Below are 25,543 nucleotides of genomic sequence, written 5' to 3' on the forward strand. Positions count from 1 at the left end.
CGCAATGAGGCTGTCGGCCTCGCATTCTGAGGAGAGCACATGTCAGATCGAGGCGAAGAGTACTTTCTGAGCGGTACAGACATCAGCATCAGCGCCCTGCCGAAGGTGTCGCTGCACGATCACCTCGACGGTGGCCTGCGGCCCGGGACCATCGTCGAGCTGGCGGAATCGATCGGGTTCGAGCTGCCGGCGGCGACCGCTGACGAACTCGGCGAATGGTTCGAGACCAGCGCCGATTCTGGGTCGCTCGTGGCATACCTGAAGACCTTCGACGTGACGACAGCGGTGATGCAGAACCGTGAGGGCCTGACCCGCGTCGCCCGCGAGTTCGTGCAAGACCTGGCACTCGACGGCGTCATCTATGGCGAAGTGCGCTGGGCGCCCGAGCAGCACCTCACCGCCGGGCTGACCCTCGACGAGACGGTCGAGGCGGTGCAGGCGGGTATCGAGCAGGGTATCGACGATGCGCTCGCCGGGGGGCGCGTCATCCGTGTCGGGCAGCTCGTGACGGCCATGCGACACGCCGACCGTGCAATGGAGATCGCGGAGCTGGCCGTTCGGCACCGCGACCGCGGCGTCGTCGGCTTCGACATCGCCGGGGCCGAGCTCGGCTTTCCGGCGGGCAATCACCGGGGGGCGTTCGACTACCTGGCGCACGAGTACTTTCCGGTCACGGTTCATGCGGGGGAGGCCGACGGGCTCGACAGCATCCGGGGCGCCCTGTTCGACGGCCGCGCGCTGCGCCTTGGACACGGTGTGCGCCTCGCCGAAGACATCACGATCGAGCGCCAGGACGACGAAAGCACCTACGTGACCCTCGGGGGGCTGTCGCAGTGGGTGAAGGACCGCGAGATCACGCTCGAACTGTCGCCGTCGTCGAACCTCCAGACGGGTGCGGTCGAGCGGTGGGGCGACCAGCTCGCCGATCATCCGTTCGACCTGCTCTACCAGCTCGGCTTCAAGGTCACGGTGAACACCGACAATCGGCTGATGAGCAACACCACCGTCAGTCGCGAGCTCGCCCTGCTGTCTGACGTCTTTGACTACGACCTCACCGACCTCGAAACCTTCCAATTGAATGCTGCGGCAGCGACCTTCCTTCCGTTGGAAGACCGGGAGGAGCTCGCCGACGTCATCTCCGAGGGCTTCGACGAGGCCTAGCGCTCATGCTCACCCTGCCCGATTCCGCGATTCTGCTCGGCCGCGATGCGCGCGACTGGCGGGGTGCGGTGCTGCTGGCGGGTGAGGCGCTCGAGGCCGCCGGCCTGACGGAGCCGGAGTACGGTCCGCGCATGGTGTCGATGGTGGAGGAGTTCGGCGCCTACATCGTGATCGCGCCGGGGTTGGCGCTTGCGCACGCGCGGCCGGGGCCCGATGTTCTGCACTCCGGTATGGCGGTGGTGACCTTGGCCGAGCCGGTCGTGTTCGGGCATCCGTACAACGATCCGGTGTCGGTCGTGATCGGTCTGGCCGTCATCACTGCCGATGAGCATGTCGGCGGTATCGCCGAGCTGGCGAATGTGTTCAACGACCCGACCGCGATCGAGCGACTCGCGAACGCCGGGTCGATCGCCGATGTGAGGGCGCTGTTCCGTGGCAGCGAGTAGGCGAGTATCGTCAGCAGCGGAGCGACCCGGCAGGAGTGTGAAATGAAGATCGTGGCCATCTGCGGAGCAGGCGTCGGAACGTCGGGCATCCTGAAGGTGAATGCCGAGCGGGCGCTCGCGCGGCTCGATATCGAGGCCGAGGTGACGGCTGCCGACGTGGGCAGTGTCGCGATCGCCGCAGCGGATGCGCAGGTCATCCTGACGTCGCCGGAGTTCGTCGAGCGGCTCGGCAAGACGAATGCCGATGTGATCGTCGTGCAGAATTACTTCGATGTCGATGAGCTGACGGCGAAGCTCGAGGGCGCACTGGGATGAGCGGGGCTCGCCTCTAGCGGCCCGCCCGGTCGGCCAGTGCGAGGTCTGCCGAGATGTCGGCGGCGGTCTGTTGCAGGGACGGCAGAAACCTCTCACGGATGGACTCGCTGGTGCCGGACGACGCTGCCGTGGAGATGTTGATCGCCGCGACGACGGCTCCGCTGCCATCGCGGAGGGGCGCCGCGATGGAGCGCAGCCCCGGCTCGAGCTCCTGGTCGACGACGGCCCAGCCGTGGCTGCGCACCGCGTCGAGTTCGGCGATGAGCGCACCCTCTGACACCACCGTGCGCTCAGTCAGCGCCTGGAGTTTGACGTCGTGCAGATAGCTCGACAGGGCATCCGGAGCCAGCCCGGCGAGCAGCACGCGGCCCATGGATGTCGCGTAGGCGGGCAGCCGGGTGCCGAGGTTGATGCCCACCGACATGATGCGGTGCGTCGGAACCCGCACGATGTAGACGATGTCGGAACCGTCGAGGATGGCAGCCGACGTCGCCTCGCCGATGGAGTGGGAGAGCTCTTCGAGATGTGGCTGCGCCACCTCCGGCAGGGTGATGCCGGAAAGGTAGCTGAAGCCGAGTTCGAGCACCTTCGCGGTGAGGGCGAAGTTGCGGCCGTCGCTTCGCACATACCCCAGCTCGATGAGGGTCATCAGGAAACGACGGGTGGTCGCGCGCGTCAGCCCGGTGGCCCGCGCGATGTCGCTCAGCGTCATCAGCGGCTGGTCGGCTCCGAAGACGCGGATGACGCTCAGCCCCCGGGCGAGTGACTGCACGAACCCGCTGCTCGGCCCGGGCAGGTCGTTGGACAGGGAACCGGCGGCGGCATCCGGGGCGGCATCGGGGGTCGGGCGGTTCGTGGTGCCGACCGGCCCGTCGTTCGTCATGACACCAGCTCGCGCATTCCGGCCTCGAGCGCAGCCAGCCGGGCGGCGACCGTCTTCTTTCGCTTGTCGAGCTTGCCGGCCGAACTCGAGGCGTCGAGGTAGACCTTGAGCTTCGGCTCCGTGCCGCTCGGGCGCACCATGATGCGCGACCCGTCTGCCATCCGGATGCGGAGGATGTCGCTGGGCGGCAGTTCGGCGGAACCGCCCGCGAGGTCGTCGATGCCGGCCACCTGCACCCCGCCGATGTTGGTGGGGGGTGTGGACCGGAGTCTCTTCATGACGGTGTCGATCAGGCTGAGGTCGGTGACCCGCAGGGCGATCTGCACGGAGCCGAAGTGGCCGAACCGTTCGCTGAAGCGGTCGAGCTGGTCGAGCAGGGTGTAGCCGTCGACGGCGAGGTCGCTCGCGAGGGTGAGCAGCGCGACCGCGGCCGAGATGCCGTCCTTGTCGCGCACGGTGTCGGGGTTCACCAGGTAGCCGAGAGCCTCTTCGTAGCCGAAGATGAGGCCAGGGACCCGGGAGACCCACTTGAAGCCGGTCAGCGTCTCCTGGAAGCGGAGACCGTAGGCCGCGGCGACGGCCGCCAGGGCGGGGGACGAGACGCAGGAGGTGGCGAGGGTCGCGGGTGGTGCAGCTGAGGGGACGGCGCGAGAGCCGGCGGTTGCGGGCCCGGCTCGCCGGGTATCCCGCTCGCCGTCTCGCATCCTGGCTGCATGGGCCTCGGCCACCCGCCAGCCCAGCAGGGCGCCCACCTCGTTGCCGCTCAACCGCCGAAAGCCTGACGCGCTGCCGCTGTCGGGTACGGCGATGGCGAGGCGGTCGGCGTCGGGGTCGTTCGCGATGACGAGCTGCGCACCGCCGGATCGTGCTTCGGCGAAGGCGAGGTCGAGAGCGCCGGGCTCTTCGGGGTTCGGGAACGACACGGTGGGGAACCGGGCATCGGGCATGATCTGCGAGGCGACCACGTCGGGCTCGATGAAGCCGGCCCGGCCCAGCACGCGGGCCAGCGTCTCCCAGCCCACCCCGTGCATCGCCGTGTAGACGGTGCGCGGCTGTGCTCCGATCTCTGCCGCGGGCAGCCAGCACACCGCGGCCGTCTCGGCGACGTAGGCCTCGAAGACGGATTCGGGGGCGAGCTCGTACCCCTCCGACCGCGTCAGTTCGGCGACAGAGCCCCGGGCTGCGACCCGGAGGATGTGCGCCTCGATCTCCTCGTCGACCGGCGAGACGATCTGCGAGCCCCGGTCGGCGCCCCCGAGATAGACCTTGTACCCGTTGTCGTTCGGGGGATTGTGCGATGCGGTGACCATCACGCCGGCCGTCGCGTCGAGGTGGCGCACGGCGAAGGCGACGAGCGGTGTGGGCAGCATGCGGGGCAGCAGCACGGCGCGCAGACCTGCGCCGGCGAACAGCTCGGCAGAGTCGCGGGCGAACACGTCGGAATTCTTTCGGCCGTCGTAGCCGATCACGACGGAGGGGGTCTCGCCGGGCGCGGCCCGCTCGAGCAGGTACTCTGCGAGCCCCCGTGCGGCCTGCGCCACCAGCACCCTGTTCATGCGGTTGGGCCCGGCAGCGATTGCGCCGCGGAGGCCGGCCGTGCCGAAGGTCAGCCGCCCGTCGAAGCGGTCGGCCAGTTCGCTCACGGCCTGTTCGTCGTCGCCCTCGGCCGCGGCGACGAGCGCGGTCAGCTCTGCTCGCGTCTCCTCGTCGGGGTCTTGGGCGATCCAGTCGTGGGCGGCGGTGCTCAGTTCGCCGCGCGCGCTCACAGGGCCGCCACGATGCGCGCGAGCAGGGCGCTGATGACGGGCTCGGCCTGCTGGCCGGCCTCGATGACCTCCCTGTGCGACAGGGGCGTCTTCTGGATGCCGGCGGCCAGGTTGGTGATCAGCGACATCCCGAGCACCTCCATGCCTGCCTCGCGGGCCGCGATGGCCTCCAGCGCGGTCGACATGCCGACGATGTGACCGCCGATGGCCTTGGCCATCTGCACCTCGGCGGGAGTCTCGTAGTGCGGACCGCGGAACTGCACGTAGACGCCCTCGTCGAGCTGGGCATCCACTTCGCGGGCGATGTCGCGCAGTCGCTTCGCGTACAGGTCGGTGAGGTCGATGAAGGTCGCGCCTTCGAGCGGGGAGTCTGCGGTGAGGTTGATGTGGTCGCTGATGAGCACGGGGCTCCCCGGCTTCCAGGTCTCGCGGATGCCGCCGGCCCCGTTCGTGAGGATCATGACGGAGGCGCCCGTAGCGGCCGCCGTGCGGACGCTGTGCACCACCCGGCGCACGCCGTGGCTCTCGTAGTAGTGGGTGCGGGCGCCGATGACGAGCGCGTGTTTGCCGTTCGGCAGTAGCACAGAGCGGAGCGACCCGACGTGGCCGACGACGGCCGGCGCACTGAACCCCACGATCTCGGTCGCGGGGATGGTCGCGACCGTCTCGCCGATGAGATCGGCCGCGCGCGCCCACCCGCTACCCAGGGTGAGGGCGATGTCGTGGTGGGAGACGCCACTCCTCTCGGCGATCTGCTCCGCGGCTTCGCGGGCGATGTCGAAGGGGCTGACGCCGAGCTGGTCGAGGGGATTCGGGGTGGGGACTGTTGACATGCCTTTACTGTAGTTAACACAATCGTCATCTCCCGCGCCCTTCGGCAACCTGTGGAGTTTGTCGGCAGCTGAGCCGCTGGGGAAGAATAGACGCATGGCCTATGAGTTCGAGCGCAAGCAGAGAATCACCGTTCTTGGCGGAGGCCCCGGCGGGTACGAAGCAGCGATAGCCGGTGCGCAGCTGGGTGGCGAGGTAACGCTCGTCGAGCGTGTCGGGGTCGGCGGATCGGCCGTGCTCACCGACGTCGTCCCCTCGAAGACCCTCATCGCGACGGCCGAGGCCGCAAGCGCCATCGGCGACGCCGCAGACCTCGGCGTTCAGTTCTACAACCGCACCGACACGGGCCGACCGGTCCGGCCGGATGTCGCGGTGAACATCGCTGCCGTCAACAAGCGGTTGCTGGGGCTTGCACGCCAGCAGTCCGAAGACATGAAGTCGACGCTGATCCGTTCGGGTGTGCGCATTGTGCAGGGCGAGGGCCGCCTCGACGGCACCGATGCCGTGATCGTCTCGACGGGGGGCCGGGACGGTGTCGACTTCGACCGCATCGAGGGTGACACGACCGTCATCTCGGTCGGTGCCAGCCCCCGCATTCTCGCCAGCGCCGTGCCCGATGGTGAACGCATCTTCACCTGGACGCAGCTCTACAACCTCCAGTCGATTCCCGAGCACCTGATCGTGGTCGGCTCGGGTGTCACCGGGGCCGAGTTCGCTTCGGCCTACACCGCCCTGGGTTCGAAGGTGACGCTCATCTCGAGCCGTGACCAGGTTCTGCCCGGCGAAGACGCCGATGCCGCGGCCGTCATCGAGAACGTCTTCCGCCGCAACGGGATGACCGTGCTCTCCAAGTCGCGGGCCGATTCTGTCGTCCGTACGGAGAACGGGGTCATCGCGACACTGTCCGACGGGCGAACCGTGGAGGGGACGCACTGTCTGATGGCGGTGGGCGCTGTTCCGAACACGAAGGGTATCGGGCTCGAAGAGGCCGGCATCCAGCTCACCGAATCGGGCCACATCAGGGTCAACCGCGTCGCGCGCACCAGCGTGCCGAGCATCTACGCGGCCGGGGACTGCACGACCTTCCTGCCCCTGGCATCCGTCGCCTCGATGCAGGGACGCACGGCGATGTTCCACGCGATGGGCGATGCGGTGAACCCCACCGAGATCCGCAACGTCGCCTCGAACATCTTCACGCAGCCCGAGATCGCAACGGTCGGCTGGACGCAGCGGCAGATCGAAGAGGGCCTGGCGCAGGGCGACATCTACAAGCTGCCGCTGTCGGAGAACCCGCGGGCGAAGATGATGGGCATCAAGGACGGTTTCGTCAAGCTGTTCGCGCGCACCGGATCGGGCACCGTGATCGGCGGCGTCGTCGTGGCACCGAAGGCCTCGGAGCTGATCTTCCCGATCGCCCTCGCCGTGGAGCACCGCCTCACGGTCGACCAGGTCTCGCGGGCGTTCACGGTGTACCCGTCGCTCACCGGCTCGATCACCGACGCCGCCCGGGCGATGCACATCGTCCTGTAGCGGTCGTTCGTCCTTTCGTGCACAAGGGCTCCGGATGCCCGTGGTTCTCCACAGGGGTGCGCGACGTCTCCGAACGAGTTAGCCTCATTTCGGGGGCGGGTGTCGTCGCCGTTCGACGGCCTTCTGCGTCGAACGAAGGAACCACCGCCCATGAGATACCGGCTTCTCGCCGCCCTGCCCCTCGCCGCCCTGATGGTTGTTGCGGGTGCCCTGCCCGCGCAGGCGGTGCCCGATGTGACAAACCCGTTCGCCACGCTCGCGGCGGGGTCGGAGCCATCTCACATCCTGGTGAACGGCAGCGGTGACATCTTCACGCTGAACACGGGGAACGAGTCGATCAGCAAGATCCATCCCGACGGCACGTTCGACGCGTCATTCCACGCGGAGTTCCCGTCGTTCTCGCAGCCGAACTCGTTCGTATCGAATGGACGAGGGTCGCTCTACGTCTCGAGTTACCTCGCCAGCACGGTCTGGCGGGTCGATGAGGCAACGGGTGATGTCGACTCAGGGTTCGAGGCGAACCTCGGGACGGAGCTCGCCGGGGAACTGCCCGAGTCGGTGACGGTCGATCTCTTCGGCAACATCTTCGTAGCGACGCACTCACCGGAGGCGGTCGTCAAGATCGCGCCCACCGGCGATGTGGTCGGGAGGTATCCGCTTGCCGTCGGGTCAGGTCCTGTCGACCTCACCACGGACTCGTTCGGTTCGGTCTACACCGCGAATGCGGCGGACGACTCCATCTCGCGCCTCGAGTTCGACGGTGCGGGCGCTGTGACCTTGTCAGAGCGATACGCCGAACTGGGCTCCGGGTCGATGCCAATCTCCCTCGCGACAGATGGGCCCGGGCTGCTCTATACGGCCAACTCGGGAAACAACACCGTCAGCACGGTGGATCTATCGAAGCCCGCGGGCTCTGCAGCCGCAGTGACCACCCTGATGCCGACCGACTCCTACCCTTACGATGTTACGGCAGACGGGCAGGGCAATGTCTTCGTCACCAACCTGGGCACTGCATCGGTCTCGATGTTCGAGCCGGATGGCCGGTTCACATCGGTTGTGGCACAGCTGTCGAGCAGCGAAACGCCTGAGGCGGCCGCGGTCAGCCAGGCCGGGCAGCTCTACACCGCGAACGCACTGTCGAGCACGGTGAGCAGGTTCGGGCTCGCACCGGTCATCACCTCGGGCGCGCTGCCCTCGTCGGCGCGAGTGGGTGACGTTTATTCCGCAACTGCCTCGGCGACCGGACTTGATCGAATTGTCTACGGGATCGTCGGGCTCACGCCACCGGGGCTGGCCATCGATGCCACCACGGGTGTTCTCTCCGGAACACCGACCACCACCGGAACCTTCACGTTCGACATCGCCGTGTCGAACGCCGCCGGGCAGGCTTTCGAGACCGTGACGCTCACCGTCGATCCGGCGCTGGGGAGCACGGGATGCTGGTTCTGGCACGAGGCCTGCGGGCTGTAGCCGCCGTCGGCTGGAGGCGATCATTGTCTACCGCCAGCGGGGGCGGCAGCCTGGCACGGCTGGGTCGCCCGGCGCTACTCAAGGAGTCCGCGGATGTCGGCGGCAGTCAGGGCGCTGCTGAAGACGGCGTCGTCGTCCATGACGGCGTCGAAGAGCTTCGACTTCTGCTCCTTGAGCGCCATCACCTTCTCCTCGATCGTGTCCTGCGCCACGAGGCGGTAGACGTTGACGCTCTTGGTCTGGCCGATGCGGTGGGTGCGGTCGATCGCCTGTGACTCCGAGGCGGGGTTCCACCAGGGGTCGAGCATGAAGACGTAGTCGGCCTCGGTCAGATTGAGCCCGAAGCCGCCCGCTTTGAGGCTGATGAGAAAGACGGGCGCCGTGCCGTTCTTGAAGGAGTCGATCACCGCGCCTCGCTTGCGGGTCGAGCCGTCGAGGTATTCGAAGGCGATTCCCTGCGCGGTGAGGCGAGCGGCCGCAAGACCGAGGAAGGAGGTGAACTGGCTGAAGATGAGGGCACGGTGGCCCTCCGCGACGATGTCGTCGAGGTGTTCGAGCAGCGCATCGAGCTTGCTCGACGGGATGGAGCTGTACTTCTCGTCGATCAGGGAGGCGTCGAGGCTCAGCATCCGCAGTAGTGTCAGCGAACGGAACACGATGAACCGGTTCTTGTCGAGATCGTCGACGAGCCCGAGGAGCTTCTGGCGTTCCTTCTGAAAGAAGGTGTCGTAGAGCCGGCGGTGTTCGGGAGCCAGCGCGATCTGCAGCACCTGCTCCTGCTTGGCGGGCAGCTCGGGGGCGACCAGCTCCTTGGTGCGGCGCATCATCAGGGGCCGGATGCGACGGCGGAGCTTCGGCATGAGGCTCTCGTCCAGCATCCGTTCGATCGGTCGCACGTACCCCTCGGTGAAGGCACTGGCCGAGGCAAACAATCCCGGAGCGACGATGTCGAAGAGCGACCAGAGTTCGATGAGGTTGTTCTCGAGCGGTGTTCCGGTGATGGCGAGCTTGAACGAGACGTCGAGCTCTTTCGCGCATTCGTGAAGTTTCGAGGTGTGGTTCTTCACGAACTGCGCCTCATCGAGCACCAGACCAGACCACGCAATGCCCTGGTAGGCGGCGAAGTCGAGCCGGAACAGCGCGTAACTCGTGACGACGACATCGGCGCCCGCGGTGGCTGCGGCAAGGGTGCGGCGGCTCTTCGCCTGCGTGGCGGTGACTCCGCGCACCACGAGGCTGGGGGTGAACCGTGCGGCCTCCGAGAGCCAGTTCGAGACGACGGAGGTGGGAGCGACGACGAGGAAGGGCGCCGGGGCGCTGCCGGCCACCCGAACGGAGTCGCCGGCGGGCCGAACGGAGTCGCCGCCGGCCCGGGCGCCGCCGGCCCGGGCGCCGCCGGCCGGAACGTCGGTGCGCGCGGCGGGCGCCGCATCCGGAGCTGTCGGCAGTCCGTGCGCCTCACGGGCGTGCGCCAGGAGAGCGAGCGTCTGAAGCGTCTTGCCGAGGCCCATGTCGTCGGCCAGAACCCCGCCGAGCTGGTGGGCGTGCAGGAACGCGAGCCACTGGAACCCCTCGAGCTGGTACGGGCGAAGCTCCGCGAGCACAGAGGCGGGTAACGGCTGCTTCGGGATGCCCGTGAGCTCGTTCAGACCCGAGACCGCCTGGCGCCAGGCGTCTGCCTGCACGGTGTCTTCGGCGAGCTCCTCGAACTCCGACCACAGGCTCGCCTGGTACCGACTGATGCGAACGCCGGTCTCCCATTCGTCGAGGGTGCTGGCCTCGTCGAGCAGCTCGCGCAGCCGGTCGAACACGGGATGATCGAGCCGCAGGTAGGTCTTGTCGACCATCAGCAGCCTTTTCTGATTCTTCGCCAGGGCCTTGAAGAGCGGCCCGAACGGAACCTGGTAGCCGTTCACGTTGACGACGACGCCGAGGTCGAACCAGTCGCGTCGGTCGCTCTCGACGGTGGTGAAGGTCAGTTCGGGCTCGCCGTCGAGCTCACGGTAGTCGGGGCGGGCGCCCGAGACGTCGACTCGCACTCCTGCCAGCGCTTCGATGCGGGGGAGCGTCTTGTCGGTGAACAGTGCGGCGTCGTAGCCCTGCAGCGCAAGGCTCGGGGTGAGGGGCTGGCCGTCAGCGAGAGCGGTGTCGAGGTCGCCGAATGCGTCGAGGGCTTCGATCGAGGCTCCGTCGGGTTCGACGGAGAGCGTCTCGGCCACTCGGCGGAGGGTGTCGAACTCGGTGGTGGTGTCGCGGGGGACAGCGAGGTGGTCGGTGGCGGCGCCCCCGCCCCCGCCCGAGGCCCCGGCGCTCTTGGCGCTCTCGGCGCTGACTGTGCTCCCGGCCGAAACCCCTGCGCCGTCGGCGTACAGCGGCATCCGCACCGCTCTCCCGGCGTGCTGGTACTCCCACGTCCAGTCGAGCGACAGCACGTTCTTGGCCCGGAACCGTGCCCCCAGCACGAGCGTCGGCGGCACGATCTCGGGCAGAGTCACCGAGGCGTCGGGGCTGCGTACCTCGATCGAGCGACTCAGGCGCGGAAAGAACTCGTCGAAGAACTCCTCGACCTCCGCCTCCGGCACGATCACGTCGGTTCGACGTTCGAGGAACGACAGCGTCTGCGCAGTGAGCCCGCCCGCGACGGGAGCGAACGAGACCCGCAGCCTCGGCGCCAGCTCGTAGGCGTAGACCCCGTGGTCGCCGATCGCCCCGGCGGCATCCCGGGCGTATTCAGAACCGTCGACCACAACGACGGGCGCCAACTGCAGCGCTCCGTCGCCCGAACGGGTCGCGGCCAACCGCACCTCGCCCGAGTCGGCGAGCGTGACGTCGACGTTCTTCTTCGTTCCGAGCAGTGGGATGCCCAGCCGTTTCGCCTCGTCGAGCAGGTGCCACAGCAGGGGGCTCATGAACTCGTCGAGGTACAGCCAGTCGGTGTCGTGGCCGGTGTACAGCTCGCGCGTCGCGCGATGCAGGGCTGCGAACTGCGTGAACCAGCGCAGGTGCTCCGGATCGAGATTCAGCCGGTTGACCTGGTGGGTGAACGACGACCACGTCACGTTCGCCTTGATGTAGCCGCCCGTTCCCGAACGGATGACCGGCCGCACCCCGAGCCGCCGGGGCGGTGTGGCGAGGGTGTCGTCGCGGGCCTTCGGCACCTGGGCCGGGCGCGAGGCGGGCCCGCGCCACTGCTCCCGCGACCGTGGAACGAACTCGCGCACCTCGAACTGCAGCCCCATTCGTGTCGGCGCCCTGGGCTCGCGCTGGGTGCTGCGTCCGCCTGCCGCGCCCGCGGGTCTCCCTCGCCGGGAAGATTCCTCCGCGGCATCCGGGGCCACGATCGAGCGCCAGTCGTCAGGCCTCGCCTCAGGCTTTCGGATGCTCGGCAGAGCCAGGCTCGGATACCACGGCGTCTCGCTCTCCCAGGCCCGAGCCGCCTCCGCTTCGGTGCTGCCGATTCCGTACCCGGCGTCGTACCCGGTGTCGGGGTCCGCGCCGGGGACGGGTTCGGAGCCGCGGGCTCTGCCGGTGAGGTCGACGCCGCCGGGAGCTTCGCCGGTGAGATCGGCGCCGGCGAGAGCTGAACCCGCGGGGTCGGCGCCGGAGGTGGCCTCAACGTCCGCCATGACGCCGGCTGTGACGCCGGCTGTGGCAGACGCATCTGCACGGCCCTCGACGCCGTCGAGCGCGCGGAGCCGTACGCCGCCACCCAGTCCGACGCCGGCGGGCAGGTGCGCGCGGGGAGCCGCCAGCACGCCGCCCTCGCTCTCGCCGAGGTGTCGGAGCTGCGCTGCATTGCCGCTCAGCAGTGCGGCCGCGACATGTTTGCAGTTGGAGAGCACCGGGCACGTGCAGGTGGAGCTGAGGGGCAGCCAGAATCCGTTCCCCATGCGGGTGAGCCGCACCCGGCAGGAGTAAGGCGCCGCTGAGCTGCCCCTGATCTGGCCGGAGAGCGCCCCCGACGACCCGACAGGCACGTACCCGTTGCGGTCGCGATTGCGGCCGCCATCGCTGTCGCCACCGCGATCGCCACCGCCATCGCTGTCGCCACCGCCATCGCTGTCGACGGCCCCGGCCCCGGCAGAGGTGGTGAGAGCATCCGGCTTCCACAGCAGGTCGAGCACCGAATCGGCCCGCGCGTACTCGCGCCCACGTTCGTACGCAGCCCGGCCGACCAGCCGCACGATGTCGGCAGCGTCGACCAGCGGGAAGGCGGAAGACGGCATACCATCATGCTCTCACGACCCACCGACGCGGCCACCGTCGAGGCCACCGATGCGGCGCCACGCGGCGACCCACGCCGCCACCGATGCGGCGACCGACGCGGCCACCGGCGCGGCCACCGACGCGGCCACCGGCGCGGCCACCGACGCGGCCGAAGGCCCGGGGCCCCGATGCGGCCACCGGCGCGGCCGAAGGCCCGGGGCCCCGACGCGAACCAGCGGCTGGTTCCGACGCGACCCGGTCGCCATCGGCGTGGTCGGGCCATCCGTCGGCGCTCATGCCGTTCCCGCCGCCCCGAATCGACACGGATCCGGGCATCCTCCGCGTTCAGTGCCGAGGATCGCCGGATTCGTGTCGATCCGTCGATCCTGACGACTGGAATGCCCCAGTCGCCGGCTCAGGCCGCGTGGTCCGCGATCTCGAGGAGGAGGTGGCCCGACGAGACCGTCGCCCCGACCGCTGCGTCGATCGACGACACGATGCCGTCTTTGTGAGCCTGGATCGGCTGCTCCATCTTCATCGCCTCGAGCACCAGGATGAGGTCGCCCTTGACGACCTTGTCGCCCTCGGCCACCGCGAGCTTCACGACGGTGGCCTGCATGGGAGCCTTCACGGCGTTGCCGGTCGACCGCCCGCCGGCAGCGCCGCCGCCTGAACGACGCCGTGGAGCGACCCCGAGCGTCTGGCCGGGCCCGCCGGCCCGCCCGCCGCCCGCTGCCGCCGCCATCAGGCGTTCGGGCAGAACGACCTCGATGCGCTTTCCGTCGACCTCGACCACGACGGTGTTGAAGGTCGGGGCCGGAGCCGCGTCGTCCAACGATCCGCTCCAGGGCTCGATGGTGTTGTCGAACTCGGTCTCGATCCATCGGGTGTAGATGCTGAACGGCCGGCCGGCCTCCGGCGCGAAGGCCGGGTCGCGCACGATTGCGCGGTGGAACGGCAGCACAGTCGGCAGCCCGGCGACCTCGAACTCGTCGAGGGCCCGGCGCGAGCGCTCGAGAGCCTCCTCGCGGGTGGCGCCCGTGACGATCAGCTTCGCAAGCAGCGAGTCGAAGGCGCCCGAGATGACGTCGCCCGCGTGCACTCCGGTGTCGACACGGATGCCCGGCCCCCCCGGCGCCTTGAACACGTGCACCGGGCCGGGGCTCGGCAGGAAGTTGCGGCCGGCGTCTTCGCCGTTGATACGGAACTCGAACGAGTGCCCGCGCGGCGCGGGATCGTCGTACCCGAGCACCCCGCCCGCGGCGAGCCGGAACTGCTCGCGCACCAGGTCGATGCCGGTGACCTCCTCGGACACCGGATGCTCCACCTGCAGCCGCGTGTTCACCTCCAGGAACGAGACGGTTCCGTCGACGGCGACGAGGAACTCGCACGTACCGGCCCCGACGTAGCCGACCTCTTTCAGGATCGCCTTCGATGCCCGGTAGAGCTCGGTGTTCTGCGCCTCGGTGAGGAAGGGCGCGGGCGCCTCCTCGACGAGCTTCTGGTGCCGACGCTGCAGCGAGCAGTCGCGGGTCGACACGACGACGACGTTGCCGTGCTCGTCGGCGAGGCACTGGGTCTCGACGTGGCGCGGGCGGTCGAGGTACTTCTCGACGAAGCATTCGCCCCGGCCGAAGGCGGCGATGGCCTCACGGGTCGCGGACTCGAACAGCTCGGGGATCTCCTCGACGGTGCGGGCCACCTTCAGGCCGCGGCCGCCTCCGCCGAAGGCCGCCTTGATCGCGACGGGGAGCCCGTGCTGGGCCACGAAGTCGAGCACCTCGTCGGCACCGGAGACCGGGTCGATCGTGCCCGGGGCGAGGGGCGCGCCGACGCGCTCGGCGATGTGCCGCGCCGAGACTTTGTCGCCGAGCAGTTCGATGGCCGAGGGCGAAGGGCCGATCCAGGTGAGCCCGGCGTCGATGACGGCCTGGGCGAAGGTGGCGTTCTCGGCGAGGAAGCCGTAGCCGGGGTGCACTGCGTCAGCACCCGAGCGCTTGGCGATCGAGAGGATCTTGTCGATGACGAGGTAGGTCTCGGCGCTGGTCGAGCCGCCGAGCGCGTACGCCTCGTCGGCCAGCTGAACGTGCAGGGCGTCTCTGTCCTGATCGGCGTACACGGCCACGGAGCCGATGGCGCTGTCTCTCGCCGCCCGGATCACCCGCACCGCGATCTCGCCGCGGTTGGCAACTAGGACTTTGGATATACGAGGCATAGTTCCCCAGCCTATTCGCCGCGGGCACACGTCTTTTGGTACGTGCGCACAAAAATCCCTCGGCGAACGGCGCGAAACCCTACAAATGCACGGGAGTGGTTGGCGTCCAGAACTCGGTGAGGCTCACCCCGAAGCCGTTCAGCAGGTCGCGGATGGTGGGCAGCGACATCCCGATCACCGTCGACGGAGCGCCCGAGACACTGCGGATGAACGGCGCCGCCAACCCGTCGACGGTGAACGCGCCGGCCACCTCGAGGGGCTCGCCGGTGGCGATGTAGGCGTCGATCTCGGCCTCGGTGATATCGGCCGCGAATTCGACGGTCGCCGACGTGACCGCCCCGGCCCCGACCCCGGCCCCGGCCCCGGCCCCGGCAGAAGCCTCCGCCCCAGCCTCCGCCAGTGCCCCGGACCCCGCAGGAGACGACCCTGCACCCAGCCGGTGGTCGATCAACCAGTGCCCGCTGTGCAGCACCCCCGCGCGCCCGCGCTGGCGCAGCCACCTTTCCCGGGCGACGGCCGGCAGGTGCGGCTTGCCGTAGATGACACGGTCGAACTCGAACGCCGAGTCGCCGCCCAGAATGAACCCGTCGATCGGTGCGCCGTCGGGCAGGGCATCGACGACAGCCTCTGCCTTCAGCCGGGCGAGAAGCTGCACCAGTGACGGGCCGCTGAGGGTTCCGGATGTCTCCTCCTTCGCCCTGACCGCAGCCTCCTCATCGACCGAGGAGGGGACGACGATGGGCTCGATGCCGATCTGGCGGAGGAGCGCGAGACGCGCGGGTGACGTCGACGCGAGGTAGAGGCGCATGGAACGAGCGTAGAGCGTGCCCGAGTCCTCCTCCACAACCGGCGGCAGCGAGGCGTTCTCCACAGACAGAGCGACGCTGCGCGGCGGCCGGGCGTTGTGTGTGACGCTTGATTCATGACCGATTCAGAGAACGTCGACGTCGAACTCGATGTCACCAACGTCGCCCACGGGGGTGTCGCGGTGGCGCGCCTCGACGGCCGGGTGGTGTTCGTGGCAGACAGCCTGCCCGGTGAGCGGGTGCGCGCCCGGGTCTCGGCCGATGATCACTCCTCTTTCTGGCGCGCCGAGACTGTCTCGGTCGTCGAGGCCTCGCCGCACCGCCGCCCGCACATCTGGGCCGATGCCGCGCTCGAGCGCACCCCCGACCGCCGTGCGGGTGGCGCCGAGTTCGGTCACATCGAGCTCGCCTGGCAGCGTGAACTCAAACGCCAGGTGCTCGTCGACTCGCTCGGGCGCTTCGGAAAGCTGGCCGAGCACCACCCTGCGCGATCCGTCGAGGTGGAACCGGTCGCCGGAGACGAGGAGGCGAACGGCCTGGGCTGGCGCACCCGCGTGAGCCTGCACGTCGACGACGACGGAATTGTCGGGCCCTATGCCGCGCGGTCGCACCGCGTGGTCGCCGTCGACACCCTCCCACTGGCCACCCAGGCGGTGGAGTACGCCTCACCCCTCGACGAACGGCTGGTCGGCTCCGAGCGCGTCGACGTCGTCTCCGACGGCCGCCGCGGCGCCCGCGTCGTGGTGCGCGGTGAAGGCCGGGCAGCGAAAGCGGGTCCGCAGATCACCGAGCGCGTCGGTGACCGGGAGTTCCGGCTCGAAGAACTCGGTTTCTGGCAGGTGCACCATGGTGCGGCCGAGACGCTGACCTCGGCCGTCCAGCAGCAGATGATCGCCGACGCCTTCGACCCCGAGGCCCCGAACCTCGATCTCTACGGCGGCGTCGGGCTGCTCGCAGCGGCGATGGGTGACCGCTTCGGTGCCCTGACCCGGGTCGAGACGGTCGAGAGCGACCGGCATGCCACAGCGAATGCCGCTCACAACCTGCGCGACTTCGCCCGGGCATCCGCCGTCACGGCCCGTGTCGACCGCTACCTCTCCCAGCGGCTGAAGAACCAGGCTCCGGATGACCGGCAGGGCCTCACCCGGGCGTCGGTCATTCTCGACCCTCCCCGTGCCGGTGCCGGCAAGCAGGTCGTTTCGAGCCTTCTACAGATGCGTCCCGCCCAGCTGGTCTATGTGGCCTGTGACCCGGTCGCCTTCTCCCGCGACCTGGCCCAGCTGACGGCCGGCGGGTACGAGCTGCGGAGCCTTCGGGCCTTCGACCTCTTTCCGCACACCCACCACGTCGAGGCGCTCGCCGTTCTCACTCCGGCCAGCTGACTGTTTACTATGGGAATACCGTATTCGAAGGGGGATGGACGATGACCGATCAGACTCCCCGGGTTCTGGTGGGCATTGTCGACGACCACGAATCGGTGCTGCTGGGCATCCGAGCCGCGTGTCTGGAAGCGGGGTACGAGGTCGTCGGCTACGGCGGAACGGTGGACGCCCTGCTCGAGAGCCTCGGCGGGCGCCCGGCCAATGTCATCGTGATGGATCTGAGTCTCGGCGACGGGTCGACGGTGACCGACAACGTTCTGCGCCTGCGAAAGACGGGTGCGGCCGTGCTGGTGCACAGCATCGCCGATCGCACTACGAGCATCCGGGAGGCCCTGGCGGCGGGTGCGGCCGGGGTGATTCCGAAGACCAGTGCCACCCGCATCGTCATGGCGGCCATCGCCAGCGTGGCGCGCGGCGACGTGCTGAACAATCTCGAGTGGGCCAGCGCCATCGACGCCGACCAGGAGTTCGCGAAAGCGCAACTGGGGCGACGCGAGCAGGATGTGCTGCACCTCTACGCGTCGGGGCTGCCTCTGAAAGCCGTCGCAGCAGAGCTCGGGATCGCGCCTTCGACGGCCCGGGAGTACCTCGACCGGGTGCGCGCGAAATACGTCGAGGTGGGCCGGCCCGCGCCCACGAAGGTCGACCTGCTGCGTCGGGCGGTCGAAGACGGCATCCTCGCCATCGACGATGTCAGCAATGTCGGCCGTTAGCCGGGGCCCGGCCATCGAGTCAACCCTGATGCGCCTGCGCGGCGCGATCAGCCGTGCGCGGGTCGAGCGCATCCTCACCCAGGCCTCGGCGCTGTTCTGCCTCGTCTTCGCTGTGCAGACCATTCCGTCTGTCGCTGCATCCTCGGTGTACCTGCACCCGACCTATGCGGCCGTCATCGTGATCGTGCTGTACGGGCTGATGTTCGTCATCCTCGTCACGAGTGTGGTGTTCCGCCGCAGGCTCGCCATCACGCACATCGCCATGAGCATCTTCACGGTGGTCTACCTTCTCGCCCTGGCCTTCTGGCCGGTCGGACTGTTGCGCGGGGCCGGTTCGGTCGCCGACCAGCCCTGGCTCTGGTATCTGATCACCATCGCCATGACGTTCGCTGCCATGACCTTCTCGCTCGGCTGGGCCGTCTGGTACATCGTCTTCAGTTCGGCGGTGTACGTCTTCATCCGCACCCAGCCCGCCGGCGGCGCCGCCCACGTCAGCCTGGCCCTGATCGATGGCTTCTACGTGGTGCTGCTCGGTGCGTTCTCGCTGGCCTTCATCACGGCGCTGCGGGCGGCGGCAGACCGGGTCGATGCGGCGCAGTCCACGGCGATGGAGCAGTACGCCGGGGCGGCCCGCAACCACGCCGCAGAGCTGGAGCGGCTCAAGGTGGATTCGCTGGTGCACGATACGGTGCTCAGCACCCTGATCTTCGCCGCCCGGGCCGAGACACCCGGCGAGCGCGAACTGGCGGTCGCCTTGAGCGCGGCCGCGCTCGAGACCCTCCAGGAGGCGCCCGACGCGTTCGACCCCGCCGTGGAGGTGAGCCTGTCTGAGCTCTCGAACCGGCTCGCCGATGCCGCCCAGCTGCTCAGCCCGCGCATCGTCTTCCCGCCCGTCCAGGCGGGTTCGGGCCGGGTTCCGGGCCGAGTGGCCGAGGCGGTCTTCACGGCCGCGCAGCAGGCGCTGATCAACAGCCTGCAGCACGCCGGCGACCTGGGCGACGATGTCGTGCGCACCCTCCTCGTGCGGGGCGAGCCCGGGGGTGGGTTCACCGTTCAGGTCTCCGACACGGGCCGGGGCTTCGATGTCGCCGACGTTCCGCGCGCCCGGCTGGGACTGCGCGTCTCCATCCGCGAACGCGTGGAGTCGGTGGGCGGCCGTGTGCGGGTGCAGTCGGTACCGGGGGGCGGAACATCCGTCATCCTGGAGTGGGGAGGCCAGGGGTGATCGCCCCGACCCGCGCCATCGTGCTCGCCCTGGCGGGCCTCTTCTCGGCGTATCACCTGGTTCTGGCGGTCTACTCGATCGGTACCCCGTCGTCGCCCTGGCCGGTGTTCGCCGCAATGATCCTCTACGCGGTGGTCTCCGTCATGAGCCTCTGGCCGAGGAGCCCGCTCACCATGCCCGTGTGGCTGGCCGCGCTCAACGTGGCCGTCAGCATCGTGATGTCGATTCTGGTCTTCTCGCAGCTCGACGGCCGCATCGCCAACGGCTACGCGACCTGGTCGGTGGCCGCCGTCGGAACCCTCATGACGATCACCGCCGTGCGGCACCGGGCGGTCTTCGCCTGGTTGGGTGTGATCGGGCTGGCCGTGTGCGTCGTGGTGTGGGCGAACCCACTCGCGCTGACGACGACCGGAGTGATCGGAAGTGCAGTCTGGGTCGCGGTGGCACACGCCCTGAGCCGGGCCCTTGCCCAGGCCTCCCGCGACACGCAGCTCTTCGCCCGGGCAGAACTCGACGCCGCAGCGTGGCGTGCCACGCAGGAGGCGCAGCTCACCGAGGGGCGGTACCGGCTCGACAACATGAACCGCGTCGCTGGCCCGATGCTGCACCGCATCGTCGACCTCGGCGGCGACATCAGCGCCGAAGAGCGCGAGGAGTGCCTGCATCTCGAGGGCGCGATCCGCGACGAGATCCGGGGCCGGTACCTGCTGAACGAAGACGTGCGCACCGAAGTACTCGCTGCCCGTCGGCGGGGTATCGAAGTCACGCTCCTCGACGACGGGGGGCTGGATGATCTCTCCGAGCGTGCACGCGACAGGATCCAGTCGCGCATCGCCCGCACCATCTCGAGGTCACGCTCCGACCGGCTGATCGTGCGCACCGGTGTCGACAGCAGCACGGCGGCGGTGACGGTGGTCGGGTTGAAGGTCGGCGATGATCCGGGAGCTTCGGTTCTCGGCGCGGGTGGCGACGACGATGAGGTCGCCGAATGGCTCGAGATTCCTAAAGAAGCATCGCCGGGGTGAGGGGCGCTGCGACGCCCCGCCCCGCAAGCGCCCCCCGGCGCCGGCGTAAAAATACTGGGGGCCGGCGAAACGCCAACCCCCAGCAATTTTTTTCGAACCATGACCGTAACCCGAATACGACCGTGACTCGCCCCCAAACACTCGCCTACTTACCCTAGACAGCGAGCATTTGGCGGTGAAACTCAAAAGAGAGACACCAAGCACTAGTAATACTGCGCCTATGTTCAGCAAAGGAATAGTCGGCACTTTGGGGGACACCCCCGCCGACACCCCGCCTGGTCGGTGTTCTCAGCCGTTCCAGCGACCCGGCCCGGGTTCGACCGTGCCGCGCAGCGAGCGCTGGCTGCGCTGCCAGGCCGACTGGCCGCGCGACTCTGCCGCGCGCCGAGCATCGCCCTCCTCCGCCAGCAGCCCCTGCACGACGGCCGACACGGCGGCGAGCTCGGAGGCGCTGACGTTGCGGCTGGTGACCACGACGGGCACCGACGAGGACTCCGCCGGTTCGCCCTGCTGGACGTCGCTCATGCGTCTTCCGCGCCTTCGCTCAGATCGGCACCCAGCAGGGCTGCCGCGGCTCGCGCCTGGAACACCACGGTGTCGAGATCGTCGCCGGTCACCGTCACGTGCCCGACCTTCCGACCCGGCCTCGGATCTTTGCCGTAGTTGTGGATCTTCGCCGTCGGCTGGTCGGCCAGTGCGTGCGGATACTGGTCGGCGAGGCTGCCGGTCGCCGGCCCGCCGAGAACGTTGACCATGACCGTGACGGGAGCACGGGCATCCGTCGCCCCGAGGGGGAGGTCGAGCACCGCGCGAAGGTGCTGCTCGAACTGGCTGGTGACCGAACCCTCGATGCTCCAGTGCCCACTGTTGTGGGGGCGCATCGCCAGTTCGTTGACCAGCAGCCGGTCATCCGTGGTCTCGAAGAGCTCGACGGCGAGAACGCCCGTCACGCCGAGCTCGGTGGCGATGCGAGTGGCGATGGATGCGGCCAGCTCCCAGACCCGGGGGTTGATGCCCGGGGCCGGCGCGAACACTTCGCTGCAGACGCCCCGCCGCTGCACGGTCTCGACGACCGGCCAGAGCGCCGTGCCACCGGAGGGGCGGCGGGCGATCAGCTGCGCCAACTCGCGGCGGAACTCCACCCGCTCCTCGGCGAGCAGCGCCCCGCCCCGGCCGTCTTCGTTCAGGGCGGTGAACCAGTCGGCGGCCTCAGCCGCTCTCGTCACCAGGCGCACTCCTTTGCCGTCATAGCCGCCGCGGGAGGTCTTGATGACGGCTTCGCCACCGTGGTCGGCGAGGAATGCCTCGAGCTCGTCTTCGTTCGACACCTCGGCCCAGTCGGGCATCGGAACGCCCAGCTCGCCGAGTCGACGGCGCATGGCGAGCTTGTCCTGCGCGAAGCGCAGGGCATCCGGACCGGGCTGCACCGAGTGGCCGGCCGCGACGAGCTGTCTGAGAATGGTCTCAGGAACGTGTTCGTGGTCGAACGTGACCACGTCGACGGTCTGGGCGAACGCCAGTACCGTCCGGGGGTCGCGGTAGTCGCCGACGACTGTGGCCGCCAGATGGGCCGACGAACCCTCGTTCTCGGCCAGAACCTCCAGTTCGAGCCCCAGATTCACCGCCGCCGGGATCATCATCCGGGCCAGCTGGCCTCCACCAATCACTCCGATGCGCACTGTCACCCATCCACTGTACTCACGGCGATGTGCCCGCGACGTGTCTATCAAGCCTCCCGGGCGTGACACGGGGGGAGGGCCGCAACACAGGGAATCCCGAAACGAACCCCTTATAGTGCATACGACATAACTATTCCGACGAAACAGCGGGCCGTTCCCATTCCGACAGGGCTCCGCAAGAAGGCACTGGGTTTGAACGGGTTGAAACGGTTGGCAGAGCGCGCCTGGAGCGGCTTCCTCACCTACGCTCTGAAGTTCGGCGTCGTCGGCTTCGCTGGCTTCATCATCGACATCGGTCTCTTCAACCTGCTGTTCCTCGGCGCATTCGGCACCGGGCATTTCTACTCCACGGCCATCGGTGCGAAACTCATCTCGACGACCGTGGCCATCGTCTTCAACTGGGTCGGCAACCGCTACTGGACCTTTCGCGAGAACCGGCGCAAGAACGTCGGCCTCGAGCTCGTCGAGTACGGACTGGTGTCGATCGGCGGCCTCATCATCGCCGAGGGGTGCATCTGGTTCACGCACCACGTGCTCGGCCTGACAAGTGTGCTGGCGACGAACATCGCCGCGAACGGTGTGGGCCTCGTGCTCGGCACCGCTTTCCGCTTCGTGCTCTACCGGTACTGGGTCTACGGCAAGCAGCGCAGCGACGGGCTGCACAACCTCGCCGCGCTTGCGGCGGAGCGTGAGCGCGAGGGCGCACTCGTCGGCAGCTGACGCGCACTCGTGGGCAGCCGACGCGCCCGCCCACGCCCGCCGCACTGACCCCGCGTTTTGCGCAAAACGGGCACCGCTCGTGGCTCAGGCGCGGCCGTAGGCCTCGTCACCGAGTTCGGCGAGGGCCGCGACGACCAGTCCGGCGTGGGGTACGTCCCGAATGACCAGCGGATGCTCGGAGCCCGAATGCACCGTGACGTCACCGGAGCGGAAGAGCGGTTGCAATCCGCGGCGCGTCAGTGTCACGTCGTGTCCGCGGAGGAGCGACGCCTCCTGCCGCTCGCGCTGCAGAAGGCCCCGCACGCTGATCACCCGTCGCGTGGTGATGGTGCAGCGCGCAGTCAGCCAGCGGAGCGTCGGCACCAGCCAGAACAGCAGCACGAGCACCGCTGCGACGACGATGGCCGCGGAGTTCTGCCACTCCTCGGCGAACCGGCCGAGGAAGTAGCCGCTCATCGCAGCGATGGCGACGAGCGCAACCGTGGGCCAGAACAGCTGCCGACCGTGCGCGCGATACCGGGCCACGATCTGCTCGGGCGGCAGCTCAGGCCTGAACACCGACGTGAAGCCGGGCTGGTGCGCATCTGAGGGGGGCATGGGGCGCTCAGTACCTCAGGTGGGTCACGTCGCCGGCAGAGACGACGAGCTCGCCCGTGCCGTCGTCGCGGGTCACCCTGAGGCGGCCCGCCGCATCGAGCGCATCGGCCTGCCCCATGACGACATCGCCGGTCGGCAGCTCCACACGCACACGCCTGCCGAGGGTATCGCAGAGCTCCGAGACGACGGATGCCACGCCGCTCTCGGCCGCATCGCCCCCGGCCGCGAGGAACGAACGATAGAGCCGGGTGAACTCGACGAGGTAGCCCGCGAGAACGTCGTCGGCGGTGAATCCGCTCGCAACGGCGAGGGCCAGGGAGGTGGCGGTGGCCACCGGAAGCTGTTCGCGGGTCAGAAAGAGGTTCACGCCCGCGCCGACGACCACACCGGTGGCGCCGGGGAGGAGCTCGGAGAGCACCCCGCAGACCTTGGCGCCATCGATGAGCACGTCGTTGGGCCACTTCACGGCCGCCCGCGGCGTGCCCGCGCCGCCGGTGCCCGCGCCTGCGGCGCTCGCGGCACCCCGCCCGAGCACACCGTTCACCGCCCGAGCCATCGCCGCCCCGCCGATGAGTGGCAGCCAGCCCAGCGCCTCGATCGGCAGCGCTTCGCCGCCCATCAGCGGCGGTCGGAGCAGCACCGAGATGGCGAGCGACGCCCCCGCCGGGGCGCTCCAGACGCGGCCGAGCCGCCCGCGACCCGCGGTCTGGTTGTCGGTGACGACAACGGACAGGTCGGGCCAGCCCGCGGCATCCGGCCCGCCCGCGGCAGCGACCAGTACGGCGTTCGTCGACCCGGCCTCGCTCAGCCAGTCGAGGCGGGGAACCAGCGCGCGGCTCTGTGGGGCTTGCATACCTCGACCCTAGGGCCGACTGCCGTGTGGAACCTCTGGCAACACCTTGAGAATGTGGAGGATTCCGTCAACGGGTGGGCCAAAGCCCTGGCCGGTAGAGTGAACTCCCGTGAGTGAAGAAACAGCTTCGGGGCCCGACATGTACACCACTGCAGGCAAATTGACCGACCTCAAGAACCGCTACCACGAAGCCGTGACGCAGTCGGGTGAGGCCGCCATCGCGAAACAGCACGCCAAGGGTAAGAAGACTGCGCGCGAGCGCATCGAGCAGCTGCTCGACCACGGTTCCTTCGTCGAGCTCGACGAGTTCGTGCGCCACCGCACCCACGCGTTCGGCATGGAGAACAAGCGCCCCTACGGCGACGCCGTCGTCACCGGAACCGGCACGATCCACGGCCGGCAAGTCGCCGTCTACGCCCAGGACTTCACCATCTTCGGCGGTTCCCTCGGCGAGGTCGCCGGCGAGAAGATCATCAAGGTGATGGACCTGGCACTGAAGACCGGCGTCCCGATCATCGGGATGCTCGACTCGGGTGGTGCGCGCATCCAGGAGGGTGTCGTGGCGCTCGGCAAGTACGGCGAGATCTTCCGGCGCAACACCCAGGCCTCGGGCGTCATCCCGCAGATCTCCATCATCATGGGCCCGGCGGCGGGCGGCGCCGTGTACTCGCCCGCCCTCACCGACTTCGTGATCATGGTCGACAAGACCAGCCAGATGTTCGTCACCGGCCCCGACGTGATCAAGACCGTCACCGGCGAAGACGTTGGTATGGAGGAGCTGGGCGGTGCGCTCACGCACAACACCATCTCGGGTGTCTCGCACTACCTCGCTAGCGATGAAGACGATGCCCTCGACTACGTTCGCACGCTGCTCGGCTTTCTCCCCGACAACAACATGGCCGAGCTGCCGGTGTATGAGTCGACGGCTGAGCTCGAGATCACGGATGCCGACCACAAGCTCAACACGATCATCCCCGACAGCCCCAACCAGCCCTACGACATGCACACGATCATCGAGCACGTCGTCGACCACGCCGACTTCCTCGAGGTGCAGCCGCTGTACGCCCCGAACATCCTCATCGGATTCGGTCGCATCGAAGGCCGCTCGGTCGGTATCATCGCGAACCAGCCGAACGCGATGGCCGGAACGCTGAACATCGAGGCGGGCGAGAAGGCGGCACGGTTCGTGCGCTTCTGCGACGCGTTCTCGATTCCGATCGTCACCCTGGTGGATGTTCCGGGGTACCTCCCGGGAACCGACCAGGAGTGGACCGGGGTCATCCGCCGCGGTGCGAAGCTGCTCTACGCGTACGCCGAGGCGACCGTGCCGCTCATCACCGTGATCGTGCGGAAGGCCTATGGCGGTGCATACATCGTGATGGGTTCGAAGCAGCTCGGCGCCGACCTCAACCTCGCCTGGCCGACCGCCGAGATCGCGGTCATGGGCGGGCAGGGTGCGGTGAACATCCTGTACCGTCCCGAGATCAAGCGTGCCGAGGAGGCGGGCGAGGATGTCGCGGCGGTGCGCACGAAGCTGGCGAACGAGTACACGTACAACGTGGCGTCGCCGTTCCTCGCGGCGGAGCGCGGCGAGCTCGACGGGGTCATCGAGCCGGCGGCCACGCGGGTCGCGATCGTGAAGGGACTGCGGGCGCTCCGTACGAAGCGGGCGTCGCTGCCGGCGAAGAAGCACGGCAACATCCCGCTCTAGGCGCGCGCC

The 25,543-nt window shown here is 68.7% G+C and carries 21 protein-coding genes; 11 read left to right on the top strand and 10 right to left on the bottom strand.

Annotated elements, in window-relative coordinates; all coding sequences use genetic code 11:
• Positions 1-39 precede the first annotated feature (39 nt).
• Genes B7R24_RS03015 through B7R24_RS03025 form a run of 3 tightly spaced genes read left to right on the top strand, consistent with a single transcriptional unit; the run spans position 40 to position 1,922 of the window.
• The gene (locus B7R24_RS03015; protein WP_116417506.1) at positions 40-1,161 is read left to right on the top strand and encodes an adenosine deaminase; all 1,122 of its coding nucleotides are present in this window, start codon (positions 40-42) and stop codon (positions 1,159-1,161) included.
• Positions 1,162-1,166: 5 nt separating this feature from the next.
• A complete protein-coding gene (locus B7R24_RS03020) occupies positions 1,167-1,607 on the top strand; it encodes a PTS sugar transporter subunit IIA (RefSeq protein ID WP_116417507.1) in 441 nt (146 codons plus the stop codon).
• A gap of 42 nt (positions 1,608-1,649) precedes the next feature.
• Positions 1,650-1,922 carry a PTS sugar transporter subunit IIB gene (locus B7R24_RS03025; protein ID WP_116417508.1) on the top strand — a complete coding sequence of 91 codons (273 nt, stop codon included), beginning with the start codon at positions 1,650-1,652 and terminating at the stop codon, positions 1,920-1,922.
• A gap of 13 nt (positions 1,923-1,935) precedes the next feature.
• Here B7R24_RS03025 and B7R24_RS03030 read toward each other — a convergent pair whose 3' ends face one another.
• From B7R24_RS03030 to B7R24_RS03040, 3 genes are read right to left on the bottom strand one after another with little or no spacing between them, the layout of a single operon-like run.
• Positions 1,936-2,805 (bottom strand): IclR family transcriptional regulator, encoded by an 870-nt coding sequence (locus B7R24_RS03030; protein ID WP_116417509.1) that lies wholly within the window; start codon positions 2,803-2,805, stop codon positions 1,936-1,938.
• The gene (locus B7R24_RS03035) at positions 2,802-4,571 is read right to left on the bottom strand and encodes a phospho-sugar mutase (RefSeq protein ID WP_116417510.1); all 1,770 of its coding nucleotides are present in this window, start codon (positions 4,569-4,571) and stop codon (positions 2,802-2,804) included. The genes B7R24_RS03030 and B7R24_RS03035 overlap by 4 nt, the downstream gene beginning before the upstream one ends.
• Positions 4,568-5,404, bottom strand: coding sequence for a purine-nucleoside phosphorylase (locus B7R24_RS03040; RefSeq protein ID WP_116417511.1), 837 nt, complete (start codon positions 5,402-5,404; stop codon positions 4,568-4,570). Before B7R24_RS03040 ends, B7R24_RS03035 begins: the two co-directional genes overlap by 4 nt.
• Before the next feature lie 94 nt (positions 5,405-5,498).
• On the opposite strand from B7R24_RS03040, the gene B7R24_RS03045 reads away from it, so the two are divergent.
• Together B7R24_RS03045 and B7R24_RS03050 are read left to right on the top strand one after the other, a co-directional pair.
• The gene (locus tag B7R24_RS03045) at positions 5,499-6,932 is read left to right on the top strand and encodes an NAD(P)H-quinone dehydrogenase (RefSeq protein WP_116417512.1); all 1,434 of its coding nucleotides are present in this window, start codon (positions 5,499-5,501) and stop codon (positions 6,930-6,932) included.
• 150 nt (positions 6,933-7,082) lie between these two features.
• A complete protein-coding gene (locus tag B7R24_RS03050; protein ID WP_116417513.1) occupies positions 7,083-8,402 on the top strand; it encodes a Vgb family protein in 1,320 nt (439 codons plus the stop codon).
• A gap of 74 nt (positions 8,403-8,476) precedes the next feature.
• On the opposite strand, the gene B7R24_RS03055 is transcribed toward B7R24_RS03050, so the two are convergent.
• From B7R24_RS03055 to B7R24_RS03070, 3 genes are all read right to left on the bottom strand, one after another.
• Positions 8,477-12,628, bottom strand: coding sequence for a DEAD/DEAH box helicase (locus B7R24_RS03055; protein WP_253259248.1), 4,152 nt, complete (start codon positions 12,626-12,628; stop codon positions 8,477-8,479).
• Between the two features lie 395 nt (positions 12,629-13,023).
• A complete protein-coding gene (locus B7R24_RS03065) occupies positions 13,024-14,823 on the bottom strand; it encodes an acetyl/propionyl/methylcrotonyl-CoA carboxylase subunit alpha (RefSeq protein ID WP_116417515.1) in 1,800 nt (599 codons plus the stop codon).
• 79 nt (positions 14,824-14,902) lie between these two features.
• Positions 14,903-15,631, bottom strand: coding sequence for a Maf family protein (locus B7R24_RS03070; RefSeq protein ID WP_116417730.1), 729 nt, complete (start codon positions 15,629-15,631; stop codon positions 14,903-14,905).
• Positions 15,632-15,745: 114 nt separating this feature from the next.
• On the opposite strand from B7R24_RS03070, the gene B7R24_RS03075 reads away from it, so the two are divergent.
• The 4 genes from B7R24_RS03075 to B7R24_RS03090 are packed head-to-tail and all read left to right on the top strand — an operon-like array spanning position 15,746 to position 19,974.
• Positions 15,746-17,011 (top strand): class I SAM-dependent RNA methyltransferase, encoded by a 1,266-nt coding sequence (locus B7R24_RS03075; protein ID WP_116417516.1) that lies wholly within the window; start codon positions 15,746-15,748, stop codon positions 17,009-17,011.
• 41 nt (positions 17,012-17,052) lie between these two features.
• Positions 17,053-17,724, top strand: a complete 672-nt coding sequence (locus B7R24_RS03080; protein ID WP_116417517.1) for a response regulator transcription factor — start codon at positions 17,053-17,055, stop codon at positions 17,722-17,724.
• Positions 17,711-18,949, top strand: coding sequence for a sensor histidine kinase (locus tag B7R24_RS03085; protein WP_116417518.1), 1,239 nt, complete (start codon positions 17,711-17,713; stop codon positions 18,947-18,949). The genes B7R24_RS03080 and B7R24_RS03085 overlap by 14 nt, the downstream gene beginning before the upstream one ends.
• Positions 18,946-19,974, top strand: coding sequence for a hypothetical protein (locus tag B7R24_RS03090; RefSeq protein WP_116417519.1), 1,029 nt, complete (start codon positions 18,946-18,948; stop codon positions 19,972-19,974). The genes B7R24_RS03085 and B7R24_RS03090 overlap by 4 nt, the downstream gene beginning before the upstream one ends.
• Before the next feature lie 288 nt (positions 19,975-20,262).
• Here the strand turns inward: B7R24_RS03090 and B7R24_RS03095 are convergent, their stop codons facing one another.
• Both B7R24_RS03095 and B7R24_RS03100 read right to left on the bottom strand, forming a co-directional pair.
• The gene (locus tag B7R24_RS03095; protein WP_116417520.1) at positions 20,263-20,499 is read right to left on the bottom strand and encodes an acyl-CoA carboxylase subunit epsilon; all 237 of its coding nucleotides are present in this window, start codon (positions 20,497-20,499) and stop codon (positions 20,263-20,265) included.
• Positions 20,496-21,659 (bottom strand): 5-(carboxyamino)imidazole ribonucleotide synthase, encoded by a 1,164-nt coding sequence (locus tag B7R24_RS03100; protein ID WP_172582684.1) that lies wholly within the window; start codon positions 21,657-21,659, stop codon positions 20,496-20,498. The genes B7R24_RS03095 and B7R24_RS03100 overlap by 4 nt, the downstream gene beginning before the upstream one ends.
• Before the next feature lie 186 nt (positions 21,660-21,845).
• Here B7R24_RS03100 and B7R24_RS03105 point away from each other — a divergent pair, with 186 nt between their 5' ends.
• The gene (locus tag B7R24_RS03105) at positions 21,846-22,373 is read left to right on the top strand and encodes a GtrA family protein (protein WP_116417521.1); all 528 of its coding nucleotides are present in this window, start codon (positions 21,846-21,848) and stop codon (positions 22,371-22,373) included.
• An 84-nt stretch (positions 22,374-22,457) separates the two neighbouring features.
• Here B7R24_RS03105 and B7R24_RS03110 read toward each other — a convergent pair whose 3' ends face one another.
• Positions 22,458-22,970: a PH domain-containing protein gene (locus B7R24_RS03110; RefSeq protein WP_116417522.1), complete on the bottom strand. Its 513-nt coding sequence runs from the start codon at positions 22,968-22,970 to the stop codon at positions 22,458-22,460.
• 7 nt (positions 22,971-22,977) lie between these two features.
• Positions 22,978-23,823: a biotin--[acetyl-CoA-carboxylase] ligase gene (locus tag B7R24_RS03115; RefSeq protein ID WP_116417523.1), complete on the bottom strand. Its 846-nt coding sequence runs from the start codon at positions 23,821-23,823 to the stop codon at positions 22,978-22,980.
• Between the two features lie 139 nt (positions 23,824-23,962).
• Here B7R24_RS03115 and B7R24_RS03120 point away from each other — a divergent pair, with 139 nt between their 5' ends.
• Positions 23,963-25,534 carry an acyl-CoA carboxylase subunit beta gene (locus B7R24_RS03120; protein ID WP_116417524.1) on the top strand — a complete coding sequence of 524 codons (1,572 nt, stop codon included), beginning with the start codon at positions 23,963-23,965 and terminating at the stop codon, positions 25,532-25,534.
• Positions 25,535-25,543 lie beyond the last annotated feature (9 nt).

The sequence above is a fragment of the Subtercola boreus genome (genome assembly GCF_003399645.1).
GTDB lineage: Bacteria > Actinomycetota > Actinomycetes > Actinomycetales > Microbacteriaceae > Subtercola > Subtercola boreus_A.

Coding starts and splice junctions, on each gene's coding strand:
- B7R24_RS03080 (WP_116417517.1), top strand. CDS start 17,053: ATGACCGATCAGACTCCCCGGGTTCTGGTGGGCATTGTCGACGACCAC.
- B7R24_RS03030 (WP_116417509.1), bottom strand. CDS start 2,805: ATGACGAACGACGGGCCGGTCGGCACCACGAACCGCCCGACCCCCGAT.
- B7R24_RS03050 (WP_116417513.1), top strand. CDS start 7,083: ATGAGATACCGGCTTCTCGCCGCCCTGCCCCTCGCCGCCCTGATGGTT.
- B7R24_RS03085 (WP_116417518.1), top strand. CDS start 17,711: ATGTCGGCCGTTAGCCGGGGCCCGGCCATCGAGTCAACCCTGATGCGC.
- B7R24_RS03055 (WP_253259248.1), bottom strand. CDS start 12,628: ATGCCGTCTTCCGCCTTCCCGCTGGTCGACGCTGCCGACATCGTGCGG.
- B7R24_RS03075 (WP_116417516.1), top strand. CDS start 15,746: ATGACCGATTCAGAGAACGTCGACGTCGAACTCGATGTCACCAACGTC.
- B7R24_RS03115 (WP_116417523.1), bottom strand. CDS start 23,823: ATGCAAGCCCCACAGAGCCGCGCGCTGGTTCCCCGCCTCGACTGGCTG.
- B7R24_RS03045 (WP_116417512.1), top strand. CDS start 5,499: ATGGCCTATGAGTTCGAGCGCAAGCAGAGAATCACCGTTCTTGGCGGA.
- B7R24_RS03065 (WP_116417515.1), bottom strand. CDS start 14,823: ATGCCTCGTATATCCAAAGTCCTAGTTGCCAACCGCGGCGAGATCGCG.
- B7R24_RS03120 (WP_116417524.1), top strand. CDS start 23,963: ATGTACACCACTGCAGGCAAATTGACCGACCTCAAGAACCGCTACCAC.
- B7R24_RS03095 (WP_116417520.1), bottom strand. CDS start 20,499: ATGAGCGACGTCCAGCAGGGCGAACCGGCGGAGTCCTCGTCGGTGCCC.
- B7R24_RS03110 (WP_116417522.1), bottom strand. CDS start 22,970: ATGCCCCCCTCAGATGCGCACCAGCCCGGCTTCACGTCGGTGTTCAGG.
- B7R24_RS03015 (WP_116417506.1), top strand. CDS start 40: ATGTCAGATCGAGGCGAAGAGTACTTTCTGAGCGGTACAGACATCAGC.
- B7R24_RS03020 (WP_116417507.1), top strand. CDS start 1,167: ATGCTCACCCTGCCCGATTCCGCGATTCTGCTCGGCCGCGATGCGCGC.
- B7R24_RS03070 (WP_116417730.1), bottom strand. CDS start 15,631: ATGCGCCTCTACCTCGCGTCGACGTCACCCGCGCGTCTCGCGCTCCTC.
- B7R24_RS03025 (WP_116417508.1), top strand. CDS start 1,650: ATGAAGATCGTGGCCATCTGCGGAGCAGGCGTCGGAACGTCGGGCATC.
- B7R24_RS03040 (WP_116417511.1), bottom strand. CDS start 5,404: ATGTCAACAGTCCCCACCCCGAATCCCCTCGACCAGCTCGGCGTCAGC.